Source organism: Streptomyces sp. 1-11 (assembly GCF_007176755.1).
Taxonomy (GTDB): Bacteria; Actinomycetota; Actinomycetes; order Streptomycetales; family Streptomycetaceae; genus Streptomyces.
In genome coordinates, this window is sequence record NZ_BJTV01000004.1 from 95,260 (window position 1) to 118,483 (window position 23,224).

Annotated in this window: 20 protein-coding genes; 5 read left to right on the forward strand and 15 right to left on the reverse strand. The window is 71.1% G+C overall.

What is annotated here, in order from left to right:
• Positions 1-20 precede the first annotated feature (20 nt).
• A complete protein-coding gene (locus tag TNCT1_RS10165) occupies positions 21-848 on the reverse strand; it encodes a BTAD domain-containing putative transcriptional regulator (RefSeq protein ID WP_268894166.1) in 828 nt (275 codons plus the stop codon).
• 824 nt (positions 849-1,672) lie between these two features.
• Between TNCT1_RS10165 and TNCT1_RS10170 the strand changes: the two genes are divergently transcribed.
• Positions 1,673-2,656 (forward strand): helix-turn-helix transcriptional regulator, encoded by a 984-nt coding sequence (locus TNCT1_RS10170; protein ID WP_235902536.1) that lies wholly within the window; start codon positions 1,673-1,675, stop codon positions 2,654-2,656.
• A 462-nt stretch (positions 2,657-3,118) separates the two neighbouring features.
• Here the strand turns inward: TNCT1_RS10170 and TNCT1_RS10175 are convergent, their stop codons facing one another.
• From TNCT1_RS10175 to TNCT1_RS10220, 13 genes are all read right to left on the reverse strand, one after another.
• Positions 3,119-4,462, reverse strand: a complete 1,344-nt coding sequence (locus TNCT1_RS10175) for an NAD(P)/FAD-dependent oxidoreductase (RefSeq protein ID WP_143630535.1) — start codon at positions 4,460-4,462, stop codon at positions 3,119-3,121.
• Between the two features lie 140 nt (positions 4,463-4,602).
• Entirely contained in the window at positions 4,603-5,586 is a 984-nt protein-coding gene (locus TNCT1_RS10180; protein WP_143630536.1) for an LLM class flavin-dependent oxidoreductase, read from the reverse strand.
• Between the two features lie 6 nt (positions 5,587-5,592).
• On the reverse strand, positions 5,593-5,760 hold the full coding sequence (locus TNCT1_RS35515; protein ID WP_160160386.1) for a hypothetical protein: 168 nt from the start codon (positions 5,758-5,760) through the stop codon (positions 5,593-5,595).
• A 23-nt stretch (positions 5,761-5,783) separates the two neighbouring features.
• Positions 5,784-8,630: a type 2 lanthipeptide synthetase LanM gene (lanM, locus tag TNCT1_RS10185; RefSeq protein WP_143630537.1), complete on the reverse strand. Its 2,847-nt coding sequence runs from the start codon at positions 8,628-8,630 to the stop codon at positions 5,784-5,786.
• Positions 8,627-10,819 carry a peptidase domain-containing ABC transporter gene (locus TNCT1_RS10190; protein WP_143630538.1) on the reverse strand — a complete coding sequence of 731 codons (2,193 nt, stop codon included), beginning with the start codon at positions 10,817-10,819 and terminating at the stop codon, positions 8,627-8,629. Before TNCT1_RS10190 ends, lanM begins: the two co-directional genes overlap by 4 nt.
• 2 nt (positions 10,820-10,821) lie before the next feature.
• Entirely contained in the window at positions 10,822-13,839 is a 3,018-nt protein-coding gene (locus tag TNCT1_RS10195) for a type 2 lanthipeptide synthetase LanM family protein (protein ID WP_143630539.1), read from the reverse strand.
• A 110-nt stretch (positions 13,840-13,949) separates the two neighbouring features.
• Positions 13,950-14,111 carry a class II lanthipeptide, LchA2/BrtA2 family gene (locus TNCT1_RS35800; protein ID WP_174266225.1) on the reverse strand — a complete coding sequence of 54 codons (162 nt, stop codon included), beginning with the start codon at positions 14,109-14,111 and terminating at the stop codon, positions 13,950-13,952.
• Between the two features lie 37 nt (positions 14,112-14,148).
• Positions 14,149-14,310 carry a class II lanthipeptide, LchA2/BrtA2 family gene (locus TNCT1_RS35805; protein ID WP_174266226.1) on the reverse strand — a complete coding sequence of 54 codons (162 nt, stop codon included), beginning with the start codon at positions 14,308-14,310 and terminating at the stop codon, positions 14,149-14,151.
• Between the two features lie 31 nt (positions 14,311-14,341).
• Positions 14,342-14,506, reverse strand: a complete 165-nt coding sequence (locus TNCT1_RS10200) for a plantaricin C family lantibiotic (protein WP_143630540.1) — start codon at positions 14,504-14,506, stop codon at positions 14,342-14,344.
• A gap of 165 nt (positions 14,507-14,671) precedes the next feature.
• A complete protein-coding gene (locus TNCT1_RS10205) occupies positions 14,672-15,436 on the reverse strand; it encodes an ABC transporter permease subunit (protein WP_143630541.1) in 765 nt (254 codons plus the stop codon).
• Positions 15,433-16,350, reverse strand: coding sequence for an ATP-binding cassette domain-containing protein (locus TNCT1_RS10210; RefSeq protein ID WP_143630542.1), 918 nt, complete (start codon positions 16,348-16,350; stop codon positions 15,433-15,435). The genes TNCT1_RS10205 and TNCT1_RS10210 overlap by 4 nt, the downstream gene beginning before the upstream one ends.
• A gap of 91 nt (positions 16,351-16,441) precedes the next feature.
• Positions 16,442-16,750: a transcriptional regulator gene (locus TNCT1_RS10215; RefSeq protein ID WP_143630543.1), complete on the reverse strand. Its 309-nt coding sequence runs from the start codon at positions 16,748-16,750 to the stop codon at positions 16,442-16,444.
• Entirely contained in the window at positions 16,750-17,256 is a 507-nt protein-coding gene (locus tag TNCT1_RS10220; RefSeq protein ID WP_143630544.1) for a hypothetical protein, read from the reverse strand. The genes TNCT1_RS10215 and TNCT1_RS10220 overlap by 1 nt, the downstream gene beginning before the upstream one ends.
• Positions 17,257-17,404: 148 nt before the next feature.
• On the opposite strand from TNCT1_RS10220, the gene TNCT1_RS36645 reads away from it, so the two are divergent.
• Positions 17,405-18,382: an ABC transporter ATP-binding protein gene (locus tag TNCT1_RS36645; RefSeq protein ID WP_268894162.1), complete on the forward strand. Its 978-nt coding sequence runs from the start codon at positions 17,405-17,407 to the stop codon at positions 18,380-18,382.
• Positions 18,379-19,554 carry an ABC transporter permease gene (locus TNCT1_RS10230; RefSeq protein ID WP_143630546.1) on the forward strand — a complete coding sequence of 392 codons (1,176 nt, stop codon included), beginning with the start codon at positions 18,379-18,381 and terminating at the stop codon, positions 19,552-19,554. Before TNCT1_RS36645 ends, TNCT1_RS10230 begins: the two co-directional genes overlap by 4 nt.
• Before the next feature lie 527 nt (positions 19,555-20,081).
• Here the strand turns inward: TNCT1_RS10230 and TNCT1_RS10235 are convergent.
• Positions 20,082-20,588, reverse strand: a complete 507-nt coding sequence (locus TNCT1_RS10235) for a MarR family winged helix-turn-helix transcriptional regulator (protein WP_143630547.1) — start codon at positions 20,586-20,588, stop codon at positions 20,082-20,084.
• A 79-nt stretch (positions 20,589-20,667) separates the two neighbouring features.
• Here TNCT1_RS10235 and TNCT1_RS10240 point away from each other — a divergent pair, with 79 nt between their 5' ends.
• Both TNCT1_RS10240 and TNCT1_RS10245 read left to right on the forward strand, forming a co-directional pair.
• Positions 20,668-22,800, forward strand: a complete 2,133-nt coding sequence (locus TNCT1_RS10240; protein WP_143630548.1) for an MMPL family transporter — start codon at positions 20,668-20,670, stop codon at positions 22,798-22,800.
• Positions 22,801-22,875: 75 nt separating this feature from the next.
• Positions 22,876-23,217: a DUF3140 domain-containing protein gene (locus tag TNCT1_RS10245; protein ID WP_143630549.1), complete on the forward strand. Its 342-nt coding sequence runs from the start codon at positions 22,876-22,878 to the stop codon at positions 23,215-23,217.
• The last annotated feature ends 7 nt before the right edge of the window (positions 23,218-23,224 follow it).

Here is a 23,224-nt window from a genome sequence, read left to right on the forward strand (position 1 = left end):
ACCGGCCGTGGTCGTAGGCCTCACCCGGTCGCCTCCTGGACGGAGAGCCGGGGGGCCGGCACGGCCGGAAGCGGCCGGCCTCGCTCGCGTCCCGGGGCGGCTTCACCCCAGGGGGCCTGAGCCCGGCACGAGGCGGCGCGTACGACCAGCCGCAGGGCCTCGTCGCCGTCCCAGGTGAGCGCCGCGCCTCTGATGGCCTCGACGCTCGGGGGCACGTCGAGGCCCAGGTCCTCGACGAGGACCGTCCTGCAGCGCCTGAGGACGCTCAAGGCGCCTGCCGAGTCGCCCTGGACGCAGTACACCGCTGCCAGGAGCTCCCACAGACGTTGCCGGTACGGCGCTTCCGCGATGATCGTCTCGATGCGGTAGGACAGCATCTCGGTCCGGCCCGCGATGAGCAGCGCGGTGAAGAGGTCCTCGTACGTGTCGAGGCGCCCGTTGCGCAGTCCCGTCGCGTGCGCGTCGAACCAGCGCGTCATCGGCAGATCCTGCCCGAACGGGCCGCGCCAGAGGGCCAGCGCGTCCTCGAGTACGGCGATGGCCCGGTCGACCTCGCCCCGCGCCAGGTGGTTGCGGCCCTGCCGGGAGGCCTGGACGAACATGGGCAGGTCCACCTCGTCCGGCCCGGCCTCGACCCGGTAGCCGCTCTGACTGCCGCGGGATGTCTTGATCCTGTCGCTCAGTCCCGGCGTGGCCCGGTCGAGATCGCGCCGCAGTCCGGTGAAGTGACTGCGAATGTTCGCCTTGGCCGACGAGGGCGGATCGTCCCACAGCAGTTCGGCCAGTTCCGTCATTCCGATGGGGTGACCGGACCGCAGGAGCAGAGCCGTGAGAATCGCCCGCCGCATGGGGGAACGAACCTCGACCTCTTCCTGAAATCGCAGGTGTCCCAGGATTCTGAACAGCACGGTGCCACCCACTCCTTTCACGGGAGCGGACAGCACAGGGCTGTGAACAACACCTTCTTCTCGGGAAAAAACGTCAGTAATACGAAGCGGCGACTCACGGTCGACGTCATAATTGTCCCCCATTATTTGCTCAATGTGACGATCTGTTCAGCTTGCCCGTGACGCGTACCGCGCGGAGTCCGGCGGCGCGGGCCCCGGCGGCCTGGCCGGCCATGGTGCGGACCGGCGCGGGCAGGCGCGGTGTCCGCGGCGAGCAGGAGTGAAGGCCGTGGCGAGCGTGACCGCCAGGAACATGCCTCGCCTCCAATTCATATGTCCGCAAAGGACGTTGAAGGGCATTGGGCCGGTGGTGTCCCCTTTGCCACGGCCGCTTCGCCTTACCCCGGCGGCAACAGCGACCGAGGAGAGGAAACCATTCGGAAACCCGCCCGTGCGCATCCGAGATCTGTCAGGAAATTGCCGGGCAGCCAGTTGCCACATGCAGCCAGGACATGACGGGACGAACCAGCGCCCGCTCGCGACGGATGCCGGTCGGTGAAGTCCCTTTCGACCGACTCCTGTGATCCTCGCGGGCGACGGGGTACCGAAGTGACGAGTCGTCCGCAAGCCGCATCGGACGTCATCAGTCGCTACCATGCCGATCATGCAGACTGTTGACAGGAGCATCACCAGAAACGCACAGACCGGCGCCCCCGCTTCAGGGCGCGTGGTCGACGCGGGCTAGTTCACAGGGTGGCCGTAAAAGGGGGAAGCACTTGACCGAGGTGCTGGCACTTGACCAGGAAACACTACGGGTGTATCGCGCGTTCCTGTTCCACAACGAACAGGAGGCACACGAGCTGGCCCGGCTGACGAGCAGCGACGACGGCAGCGTGAAGGCGGCCATAACACGGCTCGTCGACCTGTCGCTGCTGGCCCCTTCCGAGGACTCGCCGGGCGGGCTGAGAGCCGTGGACCCGTTGCGCGGGATAAGAGTCCTGCTCGAGCGGGAGCAGGAGGAGCTCGCGTGGCGGGAACACCGCATCAAGCACAACACGACGGTGCTCGACGCTCTGGCCGCCGAATACGCCGCCGCCGTGAGATCAGCCCAGGTCGACGGCATCGAGCGGCTGCATCGCATCGATGACATCCGTACGCGTATCGAGGCCCTGGCGGAGTCCTGTCAGCAGGAGAGTCTGGCCTTCCATCCCGCGGGGGGACTGACCGAGGAGTCGGTGGAAGCCTCACGGCTCCTCAACGAGCGCGCCATCGCCAGAGGCGTGCGTTTTCGCTCTATCTACATCGACAGTATCATGCGTGATCGCGTCACCCGGTCGCACGCCCAGTGGATGGTCGAGCACGACTGCGAGGTGCGCACCACCCCCTCCCTGCCGATGCGCCTGCTGATCGTGGACACGACGGCCGCCGTGGTCAGCGGGCTGCCCGGGCAGGTCTCCGGCACGACGCTGCTCTTCAGGAGCCGGCCGGTGGTGCTGGCCATGCGGGCGCTGTTCGAGGCGTACTGGGACCATGCCAACTCGTTCTCCCAGCCAGCCGGCTCCGGCGAGACGGAGCCCTGCGAGATCACACCTCAGGAACGCAAGCTGCTCGAGTTGCTGGCCGAAGGTCTCACCGACAGCGCGGTGGCCCGCTCGCTGGGCATCAGCGTGCGCACGGAGCGCCGGAAACTGGCCGGGCTGATGGAGCGGCTCGGCGTCTCCAGCCGCTTCGCGGCAGGTGTGCAGGCGGCTCGCCGGCAGTGGATCTGACGCACCGGACGGAGCGGGGGTCTGTCGCCCGGCGGAATCGGCCAGGTGAAGTCCGACACCAGCGGTTCCGCGGGAAGGCCGGCACCCGCCTCGGCCTGTGCGGTCACGGCCCACGGCGACTCGGCCGCGGGCGCGGTGGTGGCCACCGATGCGGGCCGGCGGACTCCTCGGGACAAAGCGGATCCTTCCATGGGACGGTGAGCGCGGCGCCGCGCGCCGGCGCCGGGGCGGTCAGAGCACCGGACGGCCTCCTGGGCCGTGTCCGCGAACGCGCCCGTGCCGCGCCGGCCGGCACGCCCGCTCGCCGCGCCGGCCGGAAGCCCGAGCCCGCACGGTGCGAGGGCGGCCTGTGCGAGGGCGGCCGGCCGGCACTCCCCCGGGCCTTCGGCCGGGACCCCGGGCACGGGCCGGACGCCGCGACGCCCGCACGGCGTGCGGACGACGCGACCTCACGGACACGGTCTAGGACGCGTCCACCTGCAGCGCACGCGAACGCCGGCCGTCGTCCTCACCGGCTTCCTGGCTCGCGGTGGCCTGCTCGTCCCACTCCTGCATGACGCCCTCGACGTCCTCCACGCTCATCGGGTCGAAGTCCACCACGTCCGCGACGGCGTTCACGCCGGAGATCATCGAGACGAAGCCGACACGCGAGCTCTGCATGACCATGTTCCCGATCTCCCGGGCCCGCTCCTCGTACTCCTCGCGCAGCCGGGTCGGGTCCATGAAGAAGCGCACGTAGGCCAGGATGTCCTTGAACAGCTGGCGGTAGAGGGCGTCGAACCGCTCCAGGGCCCGCTCCTCCTGGCCCTCGTCCTCCAGCGCGGCGCCGAGCGCCCGGGCGGCCAGCCAGGCCCCGGAGGTGCCCAGCCACACCCCGGAGGAGAACAGGGGGTCGATGAACGCGGCGGCGTCTCCCACCGCGACCCAGCCCGGGCCGTGGAACGTGTCGCACACATGGGACCAGTCGCGTGTGGTGCGCAGTTCACCGACGGCGTCCACGTCGACCATCGTCCGCGCGACGTGGCTGTCCTTCAGGCAGTCGAGGAAGACGTCCCGCTGGGTACGACCGCCACGGGTCCGTTCGGCGAGCTGCTCGGCGGACAGCACGTAACCCATGCTCAGCTCGGTGTCGGAGAGCGGGATGCCCCATACCCAGCCACCGCCCTGGATGGCCTCGACGAGGATGTCGTCCTTGTCCGCGATGGGCGTGAAGGCGTCGAAGTAGGTCCACACCGCCACGTTGCGCAGGTCGTCCTGCCAGTTGGTGCGGGTCAGCTGACGGGTCAGCACCCGGCCCTGGCCGGAGGCGTCCACCACGAAGCGGGCGTTGGCCCGGTGGGTCTCCCCGTCCTGCGTGTAGCCCACCCCGGTCACTCTGCCGGTCTCGTCCCGGAGGATCTCCGTGACCTGGGCGGCCTCGTGCACCATGGCGCCGAGCTTGCGGGCGTTGTCGAGCATCAGCTCGTCGAACTCGCTCCGCCTGACGTGCCAGGCGTGGGTGAAGTGGCTGCCGGTCGAGGAGAAGGCCGCGGAGAAGTCGCTGCGCCACGGCTCGGGGTCCCTGCCCCACCGCAGGGTGATACCGCTCTTGTGCCGGAAGCGCGCGTCCAGCTCGTCCACGAGGCCGAGTTCCTCCATGAGCGGCGCCATGCCGGACACCATGGACTCCCCGATGTGGTACCGGGGGAAGGTCTCCCGTTCCAGGACGAGTACCGTGTGGCCGGCTTTGGCGAGCAGGCTTCCGGCCGTGGCTCCGGCCGGGCCCCCTCCCACGACGACGACATCGACGTTCTCGGTGCGGGACATGTGCTTCGCCCTCTCTGCTGACGGACAATCGTGTGATCAGGCATGGAAGGTGACGCGCGCTCGGTCGCGCGTCCCGGGCCCGGAGGACGGCGCCCCCGGGCCACGCCGGGCGAGCGGGGCGCCGCCCGGCCGGCCGCGCGTCAGGCCGGTCCGACGACGGCCGCGGACGCGCCCGACGTGCTGCCGAGGATCTGCAGGAGGTCCTGGGCGGCCGCTTTCGGTCCGTGCGTCTGCGCGACACCGATCGTGTTGAGGACCACCTCGTCCACCCCCGCGGCGGCGAACTCGGCGAGCCGGTCGCGGATCTGGTCCACGGTGCCGTACAGGAAGGCACCCGCGTCCGCGACCCGCGCGGCGTCCTTCGCGTCGCCCTCGTCGGACACGGCGATTCCGGCCTTGCGGAGCGCGTCCTGGTAGTGGGGGGCCTTCAGATGGTTCCCGCAGGTCGCTTCGACCAGGGCGGTGACGTCACGGCCCTCCCGGGCGACCGCCAGCGGCACGATGGCCGTGGTGCGCACGGGCTCGTCGAGCTTGCGGTCGGCGCCGTGCATCGCCGGGACCAGCGTCTCGGCCAGGTACCGGGCGGGCAGGAGCCAGGTGACGGCCCGGTCGGCCACCTCGCCCGCGAGCGCCGCCATCCTCGGGCGCAGCACCCCGAGGCCCACCTCCACCGGCGGCGCCGGACGCTTCGGCAGCCGGGCGGCCACCGAGAAGTACTCGCCCTCGACCATGGCGTCGTCGCCCGACACCAGGGCGCGCACGATCGTCGCGTACTCCCGGCAGGCCCGCAGCTGACTGGCGTACGGCCGTCCCATCAGAGCGCTCTGGAAGGAGACGGGCCCCGGCCCGAACCCGGCCACCACGGAGTGCCCGGTGGCGAGTGCGACCGAGCGCGCCTCGAACGCCGCCTGGTAGGGCGACCGCATCGGCATCAGGGAGACCCCGAAGCCCATCGGGACGCGCACTCCGATCCCGGCGAGCCAGGTGGCGAGGTGGTGGGAGTCGAGGACCAGCGACTGCCCCTGCCACAGACGCTCGGCGGCGGTCCACTGCACGAGGTTCGCGAACAGCACCGCCTGTTCGGGGCGGGCCGGCACCACCGGCAGCAATATCGAGTACTTCATCGTGCGCTACCGCTTCCGCCGACGTACCGACACGATCAGGGAGATGACGGCTCCGGCCACCAGACCCAGGACGGCACCGCCCCGGTTGTCCTGGCTGAAGGCCACGGCCGCGATGATCGCCCCGACGAACAGGGGGAACGACGGCGCCATGCCGCTCTGCTTCTTCTCGCTCATAACTGGTTCTTCCTTGTCTGTGGTCACCGCGGGACTTCCGTCAGGGCGCTCGCGCCACGCGGCCGCGGCGACGGCGCTCCCGGCACGCGGGAGGCGGTCAACGCGACCGGCACGAAGGCCGGGGCCGGGCCGTCCAGCGCCCTGTTCAGCAGGAGGTCGGTATGACCGATGCCCGACCAGCCGAACATGTAGCCCAGCAGCGAAGTCCTCCCCGGACAGCCGGTGTTGAACCCCTGCTCACGGGCCGCACTCGCCACACGCCCCCGGTAGTCGGCCGCCCGGTCGAGCAGGGACGGGTCCTCGCAGAGTCCGCTCGCCGCGATCAGCGACTGGATCACGCCGCTGGAGCCGTGGCAGACCGACAGGTCCACCGGCTTCCCCTCCCGCAACGACGTCGCACGGTCCGCCAGTTCGGCGAGGCGGCCGCCGGCGAGCGTACAGGGCCGGTCCGCCGACGCGAGGATCTCCGCCGCGACCAGCAGCAGCCCGGCGCTGCCGTTGCACCAGCCGGGCACCGGCGGCAGCTCCCCGTGGGCCAGGCGTTCCGTCAGCCAGTCCGCGGCCGCGCCGGTCAGGGCCGGGTCATTCCGGTACCGGCCGATCCGGGACACGGCCCACCGCATGCCGAGGTCGCCGTGGGCGACGTCGAACCAGGCGCGGTCCAGCGTCGTACCGGCCTGGGCGAGCACCAGATCGCACAGCTCGGTGAGCCGGTCCTCGTCCATCAGGGGCTCCTGACCCGCTTCGAGACGGGCCAGCACGGCCATGAGGAGGCCGGCGGGACCGTTGGCCAGGTCCTTCTCCAGGGTGCCGGCCCTGATCCGCTCCGGGATGCGCTCCAGCAACCGGGACGTCCAGCCGCGGTCCTGCCGGCGCGGCCGGGTGAGCAGCAGCGAGGCCGCACCGGTGAACACGCTCTCCGGGGCCCGCAGCAGCGCCTCCCCGTACGTCTCGAGAAGCGCGCTCAGGCCGCGGTCGGCACTCAGGTGCAGCTCCGCCAGTTCCGGGTCGTGCCGCGCGGCGTCCTCGAGGAAGGTGACCATCCCCCCGCTGTCGTGGAACGACAGGAGGTTTCCCGGGACCACGGTGGGGACCCCGCGGTCGGGTCCCACCCCGCCGATCCAGCCGCACTGCGCACCGTCCTCGCCCTGGTGAGTCACCCGCACGTCCTGGAGCGTGCGGGCCACCAGAGGCCACCACGCCTCGTCCGCCGCGGTGTGCAGGACCGGGGCGAAGACGCTGTGCCGGGACATGACGTCCGGCGCCGCCTCGGCGAGTTCGCCGAAGCACTCCTCCAGGACGAACCGGTGGTAGGCGTCGCTCTGCCCGGCGTGGAGCGCGAGGCCCGCGCGGGCGAAGTCCGCCGGTGACGACGGGTGGGCCCGGTCCTGCCGGGAGGTGTTCGTGGCCAGCTCGGTGGAACCGGCCCGCGCCGTGAAGTAGGGCACGTTCCCGGTGTCCAGCGCGATGCGCTCGGCCTCGCCCGCGAACGCGCGCGCCTCGTCGCTCAGATGCCGGGGGAAGCCCTTCAGCAGTCCGAGGAGACGCTCGGTCTCACCGGTGTCGCGCAGGTACTTGGGTTGCGTGGCCGCGTCGAGGAAGCGGCCGTACACCATCGTCGAGCGGATCAGGCAGCGTACGGGCAGGTCGGCGTACCGGTCGAGAACGCCCTCGATCGCCTCGCGCTGCCGGACGGCTCCCAGGGCGTCGGTGTATCCGGCGAGGATGTCGCCGTAGTACCGCACGGCCGGCAGCCCCTCCTCGCCGAGTCGCGGCACGTTCTCCTTGTGCCGGTACACGACCGGTTCCCAGCGCAGGCGGACGGCGTCCGTGCCGCCGTCCTGGATCACGGTCTTCTTCAGCTTCCCGGACACCTGCTCGCCGCCGACGCCGACGCCCGCCAGGATCACGTCGATCGGCGATTCGGGGCGGACGTTCGGGACCAGCATGGTGGAGGCCACGGAGGCCTCGACGTGCTTGATCAGCCGGTGTTCGAGCGAGTCGTCCCCGGAGCCGGCGCCCGGCCGCAGCATCATCTCCGTGTCGATGACGCACGGGTGCTCCCCGGCGGCCAGCAGGTTCTCGTCGTGGAGGTCGGACGCGCCGATGGCGCCGAAGAGCGCGCACAGCGCCCCGAAGCGGTAGAAGTACCGGGCCGGCTGGTCCGGCGCGGTCATGGCGCCGGGGGTGACGAACCGCTGCCATCCGTGCTCGCCCACGGACAGCGACGCCGGCACGCATCCGTCGAGGGAATGGACGAGGTACGGCTCGGCCGCGGCGTACAGGTCGCGGACGAAGTCGTCGGCCACCAGGGTGCGCGGCTTGAAGACCAGCCTTCCGCCGCCGGCGAGGCGCACGCCCACGACGCGCCGGTTGTCGTTGTGGGGGTCCCCGCCCGTGGTGATCAGGGAGGCGAGCGTGTCGTTCCCGTCGGCCAGCAGCCCGGCCGCCGCGAGCCGCGGCCGGTCCTGGTGGAAGGCGGTGAACATCTCGTCGTAGGCGTCGAGGAAATGGTCCAGGACCACGGTGAGCCGACGGCGCAGCACCTCGTAACGGGCCAGGATGTCCTGGCAGTTCACCGGGTCGTCCAGGTGCCGGCGGAACTTCTGGAGCGCCTCGTCGCTGTCGGTGGACATGGGCAGCCCCTGGGCTCCCCGGAACTCGTGGAACTCGGCTATCAGCACCCGGAGGGAGTGTCCCTCCACGGTGGTGACGAGGTCCTCCCAGATCTGGTCGGTCAGCTCCCGCGCGTGCTCGGGTGCGGACACCCGGGACAGGGGGCCGCGCAGTCGGTCCACGACTGCCTGACGGGGTACGCGGTTCGTGTAGAACGGCAGGAAGTCGACGACTGCCACCTGTGGGCCGGTCACGCTCGCTCTCCCCCCACCAGCGTTTCCTCCCGCCGGCCGTCACCGTACAAGTCGGCGTACAGGTCGCCCTCGCCGAGGAGTTCCTCGTGGGTTCCGGCTTCGGTGATGGTGCCCTTGTCGAGGACGTAGATCCGGTCGGCCGACTTCACGGTGGCCAGACGGTGCGCTATCACGACCTGTGTCGCCCCGATCTCCGAGATGACCCGCATGACACGGCGTTCGTTGATGTTGTCGAGTGCCGCTGTGGCCTCGTCCATGACCAGGATCTTCGGATTCCCCAGCAGGGCGCGGGCGATGGCGATCCGCTGGCGTTGCCCGCCCGAGAAGTTGGCTCCCATGTCGGAGACCAGGGTGTTGAACCCCATGGGCAGGTCGTCGACGAAGTCGAGGATGCCCAGCCGGTCGCAGAACTCGCGGACGTACTCCTCGGACAGGTCCTTGCCCAGTGTCAGGTTCTCCAGGATGGTGCGGTTGTGCATGTGCACCTCCTGGGGGATGTAGCCGATGGTGCGGCGCAGGGCGGTCATGTCGTACTTCTCGAGGTCGTGGCCGCCGAACTCGATCGTTCCGCTCGTGGCCCCGTAGAGTCCGCAGATGATGCGGCCGAGGGTGCTCTTGCCGGATCCCGAGGGTCCGACGAGGGCGACGCGTTCTCCCGCGCCGATCGTCATCGAGACGCCCCGGACCACCAGGTCGCTGTGCTTGGTGAACCGGAAACTGACGTCCTTGAGGGTGATGGACGGGGAGGCGAGCTCGGTCCTGGTGCCACCGGGCGCCTCGGGTTCCTCTTCGGAGATCTCCGCCAGCCGGGACACGTACCGGGACACCTCGTTGAACGAGGTGTAGGTCTGGAACACCGAACTGGCCAGCGAGAAGTAGGTCGCGGAGATCGCCTGGACCGACACGGCGGCCCCCAGGGAGATGCCTCCGTGGCTGACCAGGTAGAGGCTGAACAGCAGCAGGATCAGCGGCCCGAACATCTGCGTCGTGGTCGACAGGCCGGCGATGCGGCCCTGCTGGAGACGCATCCGCGTCCTCATCGCGTCCAGCGAGTTGCTGTACGTCTCGTTCCAGCCGGTCAGGAACTCCTCGGCGTAGCCGCCCATCTTGATGGCCGGGATCGACACGATGGCGTCGAGCTGGGTGCCCTGGCTCTTGGAGAGGTACGCGATCTCCGAGTCGACCGCCTCGGTGACCCGGTACCGCGTCTTCATCAGGTACAGGGCGTTGAGCAGGAAGAGGCCCACGGCGACCAGGCCCAGGCGCCACTCCGTGACCAGCAGGTACACCGTGACACAGATCAGTGTGCCCACGTCGAGCACGCCCTGGGCCATCCGGGAGGAGATCAGGTCGCGTACCGACGTCACGCTGTTGAGCCGGTAGATCAGTTCACCGGGCGGCCGTGTGGTGAAGAACTTGAACGGCAGGTTGAGGAGCCTCGTGAACGTCTGGCTCATCAGGTCCTTGCCGAGCACGGCGATCAACGAGGACAGCAGCATGACCCTCGTCAGATGCAGCACGTAGTAACACAGGGCGGCGGCCAGCACGGCCCCCAGGAGGACGGCCGAATCACCGGGTCCCTGCCAGTGGGCGTACCGGTCGACGGCCCAGCGGGTGAGGACGGGGATGCCGAGCACCGTCCCGTAGCCGCTGAGCGACAGCAGGGCCACCAGGCCTATGCGCCGCTTCGCGTCCGTCGTGAGCAGCAGGAACTTGCGCCATTCGGCGAACGGCCTGGCGCGCTTCTTCTCGAACCCCTCGCCCGGCTCGGCGGTGAGGACGATCTCGGTGAAGCTCTTCTCCAGTTCCTCGCGGCTGATCCGGCGCCGTCCGACGGCGGGATCCATGACGACGGCCGTGCGGCCGTCGAAGCTCTCCAGGACGACGAAGTGGTAGTTCTCCCAGTAGAGGATCACCGGTGAGGTGAAGTTCGCGAGGGCGGCCACGTTCCTGACCCGGTACGGCTTGACTCGCATGCCGCGTGACTCCAGGAACTGCGCGAGCTGGCCGGCCGACAGGCCGTCCCGTCCCGCCTCCATGACCTCGCGGGCGCTGACGATCTCCTCCGCGCGCCCGTAGTACCGCAGCAGGGCGACGCACGAACACAGACCGCACTCCGTCTGCGTGACCTGGGTGACGGTCGGTACCCGGCGTGCCGTGGAGATCTTCTCCCGGTGGGGTGTCGTCATGGTCAGCGCCCTCCCACGGTGAGGGTGAGCGGGCACAGGCGCAGGTCCGGCTCGATCCGGTTGAGCAGGTGCAGTGCCAGGCCGGCGCTGCCGACCATGAGGCTGTTGGTGTGCGCGTAGCGGCTGTCGGGGTCGGCCGTCTTGCGGCGGAACACCTCCGGCCGGAGCCAGCGGCGTTCCTGTTCGCGCACTTGCGCGTGCAGCGGTGTGCCGGCCGGGCCGGCGATGAAGCGCAGGGCGCCGTGGTTGCCCAGGTCGCCGTGGCACCAGGTCAGGTTGCGGCCGAACCCGAGACGCAGCGTGTTGCTGATCGCCAGGTCCCGCGAGGCCGTGACGTCCTCGGCGCCGGGCACGGTCCCGTAGGTGTCCAGGGCCAGGGCGACGCTGGTCGAGCCGTGGCACCAGCCGGTCGCGAAGGTTCCCGTCTGCGAGGCACGGGACGCCCAGTTCCGCTCGTCCGGGTCGAAGAACACGTCGAGCCGCTCGACGAGTGCGCTCAGCACCGTCTCGACCAGGGGCCTGTGTTCCGCCGGCAGCAGGGGGTGGGCGCGGCCGAGGGCGTGGACGATCCCGCTGATGCCGTGGGCGAACCCCGACTGGTCCAGGACCGACCGGGCCTGGACACCGTCCGACCCGATGGCCCGGGCGAGGAGGAGCGTCACCTCGGTGACCGCTTCGGGCGCGTCGGGGCCGGCGATGGCCGTGACACAGTTCAGCACGCCCGCGAGGCCGCTGATGACGTCCAGCGGCAGCCCGTCGGCCGGCTCGGCGCGGATCTGCTCGAGGACCAGGGGCACCGCTCCCCGGGCGGCGCGCACCCAGTCGTCCTCGCCGGCCAGGCGGCCCGCCGCCGAGAGGCAGAACAGGATGCCCGCCATGCCGGTGTAGCCGCCGTAGCCGGCCTGGCGGAGGCTGCGGGACTCGTAGCGGTGCGAGGCCAGGATGTCGGCGGTCGCCGAGAAGATCTGCCGCGAGACGTTCAGGTAGCGGTCGTCGTCCAGGACGCGTCCGGCGGCGCCGAGCGTGAGGGCGATTCCGGTCCGGCCCGTGTAGAGGTCGTAGCCGAGCACGCCGGGCGGCCAGGGGCGGTCCGCCTCCGCGGACGCCAGCGGCCCGATCCAGGTTCTGGGCAGGTGCGCGAAGCGGTCGGGCAGGGAGGTCTCGACCAGGCCGTCGCACAGTTCCCGCGCGAGGGCGACGAGGGCCTCGCGTTCACCGGTGCCGGCGTCGCCGGCCGCCGCGGGGGCTTCCGCGTGCCGGGCGGGAGACAGGTGGTTGTCCGGGAACTGGGCGGTGAACGCCGACCGGATGAGCCGCAGTTGCTGTACGAGATCGGTCTCGCCGAGGCGGCCCGCCTTGCCGAGGGCGAGTTCCAGCGGGGAGTGGCTGAGCTCGGCGCCCACCTCCCGGCCGTCCCCGTCGCAGATCCGCGTTCCGGTGGCGCCGACGGTGAAGTACGGGACGTCCCGCTCGGCGAGCTGCCGGAGTTCGGAGACGATCAGCGGCCGGGCCGAGGTCTTGCTGGCGATGGCGATGCGCTTGAGGAGCGCGAGATAGGTGGCCGGGTCGTCCAGTGCGCTCGGCCCCGTGGTCATGCGCAGGGTCTGGGAGTAGAGCGCGGTGGGGTTGTGGACGTAGCGGATCCGCAGGCCGTCGGCGGTCGTGCGCAGCAGCGCGGTCCAGGTGCCGGGTGCCGCGAGGACCGCACGGTACGTGCGCGTGAAGCCGTCCGCCATCTCCCGGCCCAGGCGGAGGATCTCCTCCTCGGTCCGCTCGCCGACGACGGTTTTGCGGCCCTGCACCGCCTGCGGTTTGAGGGAGAGCCTGATCTCGTCGGTGTACGGCGCGTCGAAACTCATCTGCTTGAACGGAGACGTGCCGCGCCCCGGCCCGCCGAGGAATCCGAGGTCCACGTGTCCGCCCCGGTCCTTCTTCCTGCCGGCCATCACCAGCGGCAGGATCCCCACCCCGTAGACCGACTGTCCGATGGTGGCGTACGCGTTCCCCTCGGCTTCCGGGACCGGCCCGTCGTGGACCCGCTCCGGGTGGAGCAGGGTCTCGAGGTCCACCGGGACGGGACCGCGGCGGGTCGGCACGATGTTCTCGAAGTGCATGTCACGCGCGTTCAGCAGGTAGAGGACGGCGGCCAGTTCACCGCTGTCCCGCATGAAGCGCTCGGAGATGCCGGAGACGTCCTCGGCCTCGATGTACTCGACGTATCCGTAGCCGTCGCGGGCGAGTGCCCGGGCGGCGACGAGACGGGTGCCGAAGGCCTTGTTGAGTTCGTCCGCGAGGCGGAGGTAGGCGGCCTCGCAGGACACGTCGCGCGGTTTGTAGGCCAGGCGGGTGCCGGACTCGAAAGTGAGGATGCAGACGGCCCGGCCGTGGTGGTGGGTGTCGCCCTCGGGTGCGCCGAAGGAGACCAGCCGGTCGTCCGGCGCGAGACCGAAGGTGTCACGCAGCGTCTCCCGGTCGGCGGCCACTCTGGAGCAGAGTTCGACGACGGCGTCGACGGTGCCGGCCAGCACCACCGGCGTGAGGTCCCGCAGCACGGGAAAGCTGAGACCCGCGGCGGCGGCGAACGAACCCCGTGTCGCCTCGTCCACGAAGTACCGGTAGCGCTCCTGCGGGCTGTCCCCTTCGAGGAGCCCCTGCTCGCGCGCGTGGTTGACGGCCGCCACCAGCGGACGGGTGTACAGCTCGCGGACGCGGATCTCCGCCCTGGCGAGCAGTTCGACCAGCGCGTCGTCCACGTCGGCGAACAGGCCGGTGAACGCGGCCAGCGGATCCCCGTCCGCGGCAGCCGCCGCGATCGCCCTGATCACGTGCTGGAACGGGTATTCCTCCGGACGCGACAGCCAGTCCTTGACGACGCCGGGCCGGGCGGATGCCGCGACGGACTCCCGCGGCTCACCGGCGACCACGGCGAGAACGTGGTCGTCGAATGGCGCGAGCGGCGTGATCGTCTCACCGATCTCCGTGTCGTCGAACTCCGGATAGAGGTTGATCGCAGATCTCATTGCCGTCCTTCTGCACGCGATGTGAAGTGCCCCCAAAAGGCGGGGCGGAATGGACCCTTGGGGGTTTCGATCCATTCCGCCCCGCCCGCTTACACCGACCTACAGAGCACTCAGCAGGCGCTGGTGCACTTGGTGGTCGGGCAGAAGGCGACGCTGGCCGCCACCGTCACCGCGATGGACACCGGCGTCGTGCCACCGGTGACATCGGCCTCGCTCAGCTCGATGAGCTCGGCCTCGTCGTACGTCCCGAGAATGTCCTTCTCGTTCTGCATGATGGTTCCTTCCCCGTTGCTCGAAGTGATCTGCTCGTCAGCAGGCGCTGGTGCACTTGATGGTCGGGCAGAAGGCGACGCTGGCCGCCACGGTCACCGCTATGGAGACCGGCGTCGTGCCGCCGGTGACGTCGGCCTCGCTCAGCTCGATGAGCTCGGCCTCGTCGTACGCCCCGAGGATGTCCTTCTCGTTCTGCATGGAGCTGCCTCTCTCGCTGCGCCGGTGACGGTCAGTTGCAGTTGGCCTGGCATTCCTTGGTGAGGGTGCACCAGCCGCCGTGGTTGCCCAGCGCGTCCGACAGCGAGAAGGTGTTCGTGGTGCACGCGCCGTAAGCGACGCCGTCGAAGTCCTGCTCTTCGATCTCCTCGATGAGGGACAGGTCACCCTGGTACATGGAGGTTCTCCCTTGTGTGGTGGATGCGGGGGCCGAACTGCCGTTCGGCGCCTGCTCCGATCATGGGAGGCGGACATTCGACCCCCGCATCGCCGACGAGGGAGAGCGCGCATCGGCTGCGCATAAGGTCCGCATGCGCGGGGCGCACGGACCGCGCCGGTGCGGTCAGGCGTCGCGGCGGCGCAGGGCCAGATAGCCGGCGATCGCCGCGGCCGCGGTCCACGCCGCGAGGACCGCGAGTCCGGACCACGCGTTCAGCACGTACTCGTCGGGCGCGTGCCGGTAGAGCACCAGCCCGCCGGCCTGGTCGGGCAGGAACTGGGCGAACCTGCCGACGCCCGGGATGTTCGTGAGGATCGTCGAGACCGTGAAGAAGAGCGGCACGAGGATGCCCATGGTGATCGCGGAGGAGCGCAGGAGGACGGCGACGCCCATGGAGAACACGCTCAGCATGGTCGCGTAGAGCACTGCCCCGGCCAGGGCGGGCAGCACGCCGTCGGCCGTGAGGGACACGCTCTCGTCGCCCATGGTCGCCTGGGCGAGGAGGAAACTGGTGACCGCGGCGACGGCGGAGACCGCCAGGGCCATCAGGCCTCCGGTGAGCAGCTTGGCCGTGTAGAAGACTCCGCGCCGGGGCACCGCGGCCAGTGAACTGCGGATCGTCCCGGACGAGTACTCGCTGGTGACGACCAGCACTCCGAAGACCACGAGCCCGATCAGCCCCAGCCGCAGCCCGCTGAACCCGGCGGAGATCGGGTCGAAGGACGACGGAGCCGGCTTGTGCGCGTACTGGTGCTGCACGACGGCTCCGGTGAGCACGGCGAAGGCGAGGCTGAGGCCGACACCGACCGCGAGGCTCCACGGCAGGGAACGCAGGGTGCGCGCCTTGGACCACTCGAAACCGACGGCCGCGCCCAGGTCGTTGCTCATCGCACTGCCCCCTGCTCCGCGCGGTACTCGACGGCATCCGCGGTGAACTGCATGAACGCCTCCTCCAGGGAGGCGGTTCTCGGACTGACCTCGTAGACGGCGATCCGGTTCTCGGCGGCCAGAGTGCCCACCGTCCGTGGGTCGGTGCCCACCGCCTCCAGTGATCCGTCGGGCCCGGCGTCCACCTGGACGCCGCGAGCGGCCAGGAGGTCGCGCACCCGTTCGGGCTCGGGTGTGCGGATGAGGACGTAGGAACGGGAGTTGCCGGCGATGAAGTCCGCCACGGAGGTGTCGGCGAGGAGCCGGCCGCGTCCGATCACGACCAGGTGCTCGGCGGTCAACGCCATCTCGCTCATCAAGTGGCTGGAGACCAGGACCACACGGCCCTCGGACGCCAGGCGCTTGATCAGGTCGCGGATCCACTTCACGCCCTCCGGGTCCAGGCCGTTGACCGGCTCGTCGAGCAGCAGCGCCTGTGGGTCGCCGAGGAGGGCGGCAGCGATGCCCAGACGCTGGGCCATGCCCAGCGACAGCCCCTTCGCCCGCTTGTCGGCGACGCTCGCGAGTCCGACCATGTCCAGGAGTTCGTCGACCCGCCGCGGCGACAGCCGGTTGCTGCGGGCCAGACCCGCCAGGTGCCCGCGCACGCTCCGGCCGCTGTGCACCGCGCGGGCGTCGAGCAGCGCGCCCACCGCGGTCAGGGGACGGGGCAGCTCTTCGTAACGCCTGCCGTCGATGAGGACTTCACCCGAGGTGGGACGGTCGAGACCGATCATCGCGCGGATCGTCGTCGATTTTCCGGCACCGTTGGGCCCGAGGAAGCCGGTCACTCGTCCCGGCTCCACGCGGAAGCTCAGTCCGTCGACCGCCCGGGTCTTTCCATAACATTTCGTCAGCTCTCGCACTTCGATCATCACACTGTGTCTCCCATGACTGACTTTGCGTGTATGAGCATGGGTGTCGAAAGGCAGGGGCCGGCGCCTGCCGTCTCCTTCTCGGCGGCGGTCAGTCGGCCGGTCGCACGGCCCGCGCCGTCGCCGCGATCCGCTCCAGCGCGGCGGCGTGCCGCACGAACGCGTCCCGCCCCTTCGGCGTGAGCCGTGCGAGGGTGCGCCGGCCGCCTACACCGACCTGCTTGCGCACCTCGACGTACCCCTCGGCCGCGAGCGCCGACAACTGCTTGGAGAGGGCCGAGTCACTCGTGCCGATCGCGTCCCGGATGAATCCGAACTCGGTCCATCCCGCGGGCGCCAGCAGGGCGACGATCGTCAGCCGTGGGGCCGGGTGCAGGAAGGCGTCGAAGTCGGCGTCCATCAGTACCGCCGCTCCGCCCGGCGCCGCAGCCGCGCCTCGGCGGCCCGGCGGGCAGGGGGCGCCGCCAGCAGGCACGCCCCGACCACCACCGCGGCGGCGACGAGGTGGGGCGCCGGCACGCCGACCGAGGAGAGCGCCGCCGCCAGCCCCAGGAACACCCCGAACCCGGCGATCCCGCAGACCACTCCCAGCAGCGCACCCGTGGCGCCCGGCCTGTTGCGGACCGGCGCGCCGTGGGTGTGCCGGACCACGATCAGCGCCACCAGCAGCAGCCCCGGGAGCAGCACCGCGCCGCCCCAGGGATTGGGCAGGTCGAAGGAGGCGAAGGAGACGAACAGCAGCAGCGCCGCCGTCAGGACGGAGGCACGTGACAGGCCGAACCGCAGTTCGGCCGCACCGGACTGTTCCTGCCGTCTGCGGATGTCGTCGAGCGCGGCCTGCGCGTCGGCCGGCGTCACGGCCTGCCGGCCGGCGGGGTCCCTGTCGTGTCTGTCTTCGGACGTCATCTGCCCTCACACCCTTCTGAGGAGCACCTCTACTTTCCTAACGAGAAAGTAGCAGGTAGTTTCCTGACAGGAAAGTAGACTCCGCGCACACGTCCACGGCACAGGAAGACGGAAGGGGAGGCCCGTGAAACCTTTGCTACTCGAGGAAGTGTCGAAGCGCTTCGGATCCCGACAGGCGCTGGATTCACTCACGTTGAGCGTGAGACCTGGGGAGATATGCGGCTTCGTCGGCGGCAACGGGGCGGGCAAGACCACCGCCATGCGCATCGGCGTCGGGGTGCTCGCACCGGACCGCGGACAGGTGCTCTGGGGTGATGCGCCGGTCGGGAGACTGGAGTCGGCACGGTTCGGCTACATGCCCGAGGAGCGCGGGCTCTATCCCAAGATGACCGTGGCACGGCAGCTGATCTACTTCGGCGAGCTCCACGGGCTGTCCCATGCCGATGCCCGTGGGGCGATGGTCCGCTGGACGGAGCGGCTGCGCATCACCGAGCATCGCGACAAGCGGGTGAACACCCTCAGTCTCGGCAACCAGCAGCGCGTCCAGCTGGCCGCCGCCCTGGTCCACGATCCCGAAGTGCTCGTCCTGGACGAGCCGTTCTCGGGGCTCGACCCGCTCGCCGTCGACGACATGAGTGACGTCCTGCGCGAGAAGGCGGCACAGGGCGTGCCCGTGCTCTTCTCCAGCCACCAGCTGGACCTGGTCGAGCAGCTCTGCGACCGGGTCTCGATCGTGCGTGCCGGACGCCGCGTGGCCTGCGGGACCCTCGACGAGCTGCGGCCCGCGCAGGCGAGCGGCCAGGTGTACGTGGAGGTCGAGGGCGCCGGTGAGGACTGGCCCGCGGGCTGCGCCGCGGCCGCCGGTTTCCGGGCGCACCAGCAGGGGGTCCTGGTCGATCTCGTCGCGGGCCGCACCGAGAACGACCTGCTGGCGGAGGCCGTGCGGCACGGCACCGTGAGGCAGCTGCGGCGACATGTGCCCGGCCTCGCCGAGTTGTTCCGCGACCTGGTCGAACCGGTCGGGGACCCGCCGGCCGACGGCTCCGCCGCCGACGACTCCGCGGCCGACGGCGCTCCGACCCCGGGCAAGGCCCGTACCTCCGACCTGGACGAGGTGTCCGCGTGAAGCGCCCCGGCTCCGAGCAGCACTCGCTGAACCCGACCCGCGTCCGCCTGGTCTACGTCCGGGAACTGCGGGCGCGGATGTACACCCGGGGCTATCTCCTCAGCCTGGTTCTGCTCTCCCTGGTCACGTTCGGCCTGGTGATCGGCTTCAACTTCATGGGGCGCAGCACCTCCGCCACCGTGACCGTCTGCGGCACTCCGGCCGCGTCGCTCGGCACCGCGCCGCCCGGGGTGCGGGTGACGTCGTGCGACGGCATGGCGCAGGCGCGCAAGCGGGTCGAGAGCAAGGACGCCGACGCGGCGGTGGTCGTCGCCGCAGGACACGCATCCCTCCTGACCCGCGCCGACACCAGCGATCAGGCGCGGGCGGGCGCCGACGCGCTGGCCAGGACCTGGGCTGGCCAACAGGCCCTGCTGCGGCAGGACGTGGACCTGGGGCGGCTGGCACGGGACACCGCGGCCGCCGAGCCCGCCACCGTGACCGTCGGGAAGTCCGTGGGCTCGCTCCAACTGGGCGCCGCGGCGAGCCTGATCATCGTGCTGTTCATGCAGATCGTCAATCAGGGGTCGGTGATCGCACAGGGCGTGGTCGAGGAGAAGTCCACCCGGGTGGTGGAGGTGCTGCTAGCCACGCTCACTCCGCTCGAACTGCTCGTGGGCAAGGTCTCCGGCATCGTCACGGCCGGCATGCTGCAGGTGGCCACGATGCTGGGCGCGGTGGCCGGGGCGCAGTCGGTGATGTCCGGGGAGAGCGCCGCGATGCCGGGCCTGCGGGCCCTGGTGGTGACGGTGCTCTGGTTCCTCCTGACCTTCGCCATGTTCGCCTCGCTGTACGCGGCGGCCGGATCACTGGTGTCCAGGCCCGAGGACCTGCAAGGCGTGCTGACGCCGGTGATGCTGCTCGCCCTGGCGCCGGTCGGCGCGGCGACGGCGGCCGCCGCCCATCTCTCCGCGCCCTGGGTCTCGGTCGTGCAGTACATACCGCCCTTCTCCGGTCTGCTGATGCCGCTCAAGGCCTCGGTGGGCACGGCGACGGTGCAGGAGCAGCTCGCGTCCGCCGGCATCCTGCTGGTGGTCACGGCCTGCTGCATGCTTCTCGCGGGGAGGATCTACCGCAACTCGGTGCTGAGGGTGGGCGCGCCGGTGCGGTGGCGCCAGGCACTGGCGGCCTGAGCGCTTTCCCTCGATCGGCGGGGGTCACGGGCCCGGTGACCAACCGGCGGCCCGGCCCCTGCCCGGCTCCACGGGCGGACCGGTGCGGCGGCGCCACGCGGGGCGGGCGGCGCCACGGGGCCGCCCGCCGCTTCCGCGTGCCACACCGCCGCGTGCCGGACCGACGCGTGCCACACCGCCGCGCCCCACGGCCCCATGCGGCGCGGGCGGCGCCACGGGGTCGCCCGCCACTGGCGCGTGCCACACCGCCACGTGCCACCCCGTCCCGCCCCACGCCGCCGGGTGCCACACCACCGCGTGCCACTCCGCCGCGCCCCACGCCGCCGCGAAGCGCGCATGACCCGCCCCGTGCTCGCCGGCACGCCGGATCGGAGATCAGCGCGGCGTCCACGGGACCCCGCGCTCGGCGACACACGTGCTCGGCGACAACTCCCGACCGGCCGGCCGAGCTCCAGTCGGCCGCGGCCGGCGCCGGCACGTGCGTACTTCGTGAGGGTCCGTCGGCCGGGTACGGAGTTCTCGGAACCTCAGGCGCGGGAGGCGGGCCCGCTGCGCAGGAGGGCGAGTTCCCGGTTGATCTCCACGAGGAACCGGGAGACCACGGCCAGCTCCTCGCCGCTGAAGCGCTGCCGCGCGGCCTCGGTGCCGCGGGCCAGGGGCTGGAAGAAGTCCCGGGCGACGCCTCTGGCCGCCTCCGCGTAGTGCAGGTGGACGACGCGGCGGTCGTCGGCCGCGCGGACGCGCCGGATGTGCCCCGCCCGCTCCAGGCGGTCCAGGCAGGCGGTCATGGCGCCGGAGGTCAGGTCGAGCAGCCCGCGCAGCCGCCCGGGCGTCATGGGCCCCTCCTCCGGATCGGCGTCCAGGATCGCGACGAGCGCCTGGACGTCGGTGAGGTGGAGACCCTGGGTCTGGGCGAACTCGTGGGCGATGCGGTTGAACTCGCCGTTGAGCCGTCGCAGAAGGACCGCGAAGTACTGCAACCCCGTGGGGTCGTCCGCCGGAAGAGACGGCGAGGCGTGTTCGGTCCCATGCATCGCCCCAGTATATGGTTACTCAATCATTGAGATACTTCACGACTGAGTTATTCGGTCGCACAGAGATTTGAGGAGACGCATGAGAGCGACACCCGGCCGGACCCGTTGGCTCGTGCCGCTCGTGCTGCTGTTCGTCTGGCTCGGCGTAGGCGGGACGCTCGGCCCCTACGCCGGGAAGCTGGGCGAGGTCGCCACCAACGACCAGTCCGCCTTCCTCCCGCAGAGCGCGGAGTCGACCAGGGTGCTCAAGGCCCGCGAGGCGTTCGACGAGGCGGAGACCCTGCCCGCGATCGTCGTCTGGACCGCGGACGGCAAGCCCGTCACGGACGACCAGCGCGCCACCGCCACCCGGGCCGTCGGCGCACTCGCCGGGCGGACCGGGATCGTCGGCGCGCCCTCGCCCGCGCTGCCCTCCGAGGACGGCAAGGCGCTGCAGGCCGTCGTCCAGCTGCGGCCGGACCTGGGCGACCGGCTGCCCGACGTGCTGGACACCGTGCGCGAGGCCGCGGGGAGCGTGCCGGGCACGACCGCGGAGATCGCGGGCCCGGCGGCGAGCCAGGCCGACCTGGGGGACGCGTTCGCCGGCATCGACGGGCTGCTGCTGGGCGTGGCGCTGGGCGCCGTGCTGCTGATCCTGCTCCTGGTCTACCGGAGCGTCCTGCTGCCCTTCGTGATCATCCTCGGGGCGGTGTTCGCCCTCGGACTGGCCTGCGCGGTCGTCTACGTGCTGGCCGACCACGACGTGGTCCGGGTGGACGGGCAGGTGCAGGGCATCCTCTCCATCCTCGTGATCGGCGCCGCCACCGACTACGCGCTGCTGCTGGCCGCGCGGTTCCGCGAGGAACTGGCGACGGGTCAGGACCGTGCCGCGGCCGCGCTGGCGGCGGTGCGCAGGTCGTTCGGCGCGATCACCGCGAGCGCCGCCACGGTGGCCCTCGCGCTGCTGGCGCTGCTCGCCAGCGACCTCACCAACAACCGCGCGCTCGGGCCGGTCGGCGCCATCGGCATCGTCTGCGCCGTGCTCTCCGCGCTCACCTTCCTGCCGGCCGTGCTGGCGCTGCTGGGCCGCACCGCCTACTGGCCGTCCCGGCCGCGGGAGTCGGACGCCTCCGTGGAGGGGCACGGCGTGTGGCACCGCGTCGCCGGCAAGGTGGGCGCCCGTCCGCGCGCGGTCTGGGCGGTGACGGCGATCGGCCTGGCCGTGCTCGCGGCCTTCGCCCCGTCGCTGTCCGCGAAGGGTGTGCCGCTCGACGAGATCTTCGTGAACGACGCCCCGTCGGTCGCCGCCCAGAAGACCCTCGGCGAGCACTTCCCCGGCGGCTCCGGCAACCCGGCCGTCATCATCGCCGACGCCGGCCGGGCCGCTCAGGTGACCGCCGCGGCGAAGGGCACCGAGGGCGTGGCGTCGGCCGCCGCCGTCTCGGCTTCCGGGCGGCCCGGCGGCGGAGCGCCGAAGGTCGTGGACGGGCGGGTCCGCATCGACGCCACCCTGCAGTCCGCGGCGGACAGCGACGCCGCCAAGCGGACGATCGAGCGGCTGCGCACCCGGGTGCACGCGGTGCCCGGGGCCGACGCGCTGGTCGGCGGCTACACGGCCCAGCAGTACGACACCCAGCAGACCTCCGCCCGGGACCGCACCGTCATCGTGCCGGTCGTCCTCGGGATCATCCTGCTGATCCTCGTGCTGCTGCTGCGCTCCCTGCTCGTGCCGGTGCTGCTGGTGGCGACGGTGGCGCTCAACTTCCTGGCCACGCTCGGCGTCTCCTCGCTCGTGTTCAAGCACGTCTTCGGGTTCAGCGGGGCGGACGCGTCGGTGCCGCTGTACGGGTTCGTGTTCCTGGTGGCGCTGGGCGTCGACTACAACATCTTCCTGATGTCCCGGGTGCGGGAGGAGGCGCTCGTGCACGGCAACCGGCAGGGTGTGCTGCGCGGTCTGACCACGACCGGAGGGGTGATCACCTCGGCCGGTGTGGTGCTGGCCGCGACGTTCGCCGCGCTGACGGTGATCCCGCTGGCCTTCCTGGTGCAGATCGCCTTCATCGTGGCCTTCGGCGTGCTGCTGGACACCCTGGTGGTCCGCTCGCTGCTGGTCCCGGCCCTGGTGCTCGACATCGGCCCGCGGGCCTGGTGGCCCAGCGTCCTGCCCCGCGACGGCGCCGCCCCCGTGCCCGGTGCGCGCGAGGCGAACGGGGTGGAGGGCGCCGGGGTCTGAGGATGCGCGCGGCGGTGACGTGGACGAACCTGGGCGAGTGGGACAACCAGGTGACGTGAGGGGTGACCATCGTTGATGTCCGCACGGAAGAGCGGCAGCGAGGACGACGACGTCCGGCACGCGTTCGGCGACGCCGTCAACATGACGGCCGGCGAACTGGAGAAGTGGCTGGAGACCGACGAGTCGAAGAGCGTGGGGCAGAGTGACGGCGGCGAGAGCGTCGGACACGAGTCCGGGCGGCGCATCGTCACCCTGCTGCGCACCAAGAAGGCGGATCTCGGCGAGGACGACATCGCCCACATGCGCAAGGTGGTCGGCTACGTCAGGCGCCACGTCGAGCAGCGCCCCGAGGGCGACATCACCGACACCAGATGGCGCTACTCGCTCATGAACTGGGGTCACGATCCGAAGAAGTGACCGGCCG

Bases quoted from the DNA above. Each gene is read 5' to 3' on its own strand.
- TNCT1_RS10165 (WP_268894166.1), bottom strand. From the start codon at position 848: ATGCGGCGGGCGATTCTCACGGCTCTGCTCCTGCGGTCCGGTCACCCC.
- TNCT1_RS10175 (WP_143630535.1), bottom strand. From the start codon at position 4,462: ATGTCCCGCACCGAGAACGTCGATGTCGTCGTCGTGGGAGGGGGCCCG.
- TNCT1_RS10180 (WP_143630536.1), bottom strand. From the start codon at position 5,586: ATGAAGTACTCGATATTGCTGCCGGTGGTGCCGGCCCGCCCCGAACAG.
- TNCT1_RS35515 (WP_160160386.1), bottom strand. From the start codon at position 5,760: ATGAGCGAGAAGAAGCAGAGCGGCATGGCGCCGTCGTTCCCCCTGTTC.
- TNCT1_RS10190 (WP_143630538.1), bottom strand. From the start codon at position 10,819: ATGACGACACCCCACCGGGAGAAGATCTCCACGGCACGCCGGGTACCG.
- TNCT1_RS10195 (WP_143630539.1), bottom strand. From the start codon at position 13,839: ATGAGATCTGCGATCAACCTCTATCCGGAGTTCGACGACACGGAGATC.
- TNCT1_RS35800 (WP_174266225.1), bottom strand. From the start codon at position 14,111: ATGCAGAACGAGAAGGACATTCTCGGGACGTACGACGAGGCCGAGCTC.
- TNCT1_RS35805 (WP_174266226.1), bottom strand. From the start codon at position 14,310: ATGCAGAACGAGAAGGACATCCTCGGGGCGTACGACGAGGCCGAGCTC.
- TNCT1_RS10200 (WP_143630540.1), bottom strand. From the start codon at position 14,506: ATGTACCAGGGTGACCTGTCCCTCATCGAGGAGATCGAAGAGCAGGAC.
- TNCT1_RS10205 (WP_143630541.1), bottom strand. From the start codon at position 15,436: ATGAGCAACGACCTGGGCGCGGCCGTCGGTTTCGAGTGGTCCAAGGCG.
- TNCT1_RS10210 (WP_143630542.1), bottom strand. From the start codon at position 16,350: ATGATCGAAGTGCGAGAGCTGACGAAATGTTATGGAAAGACCCGGGCG.
- TNCT1_RS10215 (WP_143630543.1), bottom strand. From the start codon at position 16,750: ATGGACGCCGACTTCGACGCCTTCCTGCACCCGGCCCCACGGCTGACG.
- TNCT1_RS10220 (WP_143630544.1), bottom strand. From the start codon at position 17,256: ATGACGTCCGAAGACAGACACGACAGGGACCCCGCCGGCCGGCAGGCC.
- TNCT1_RS10235 (WP_143630547.1), bottom strand. From the start codon at position 20,588: ATGCATGGGACCGAACACGCCTCGCCGTCTCTTCCGGCGGACGACCCC.
- TNCT1_RS10240 (WP_143630548.1), top strand. From the start codon at position 20,668: ATGAGAGCGACACCCGGCCGGACCCGTTGGCTCGTGCCGCTCGTGCTG.
- TNCT1_RS10245 (WP_143630549.1), top strand. From the start codon at position 22,876: ATGTCCGCACGGAAGAGCGGCAGCGAGGACGACGACGTCCGGCACGCG.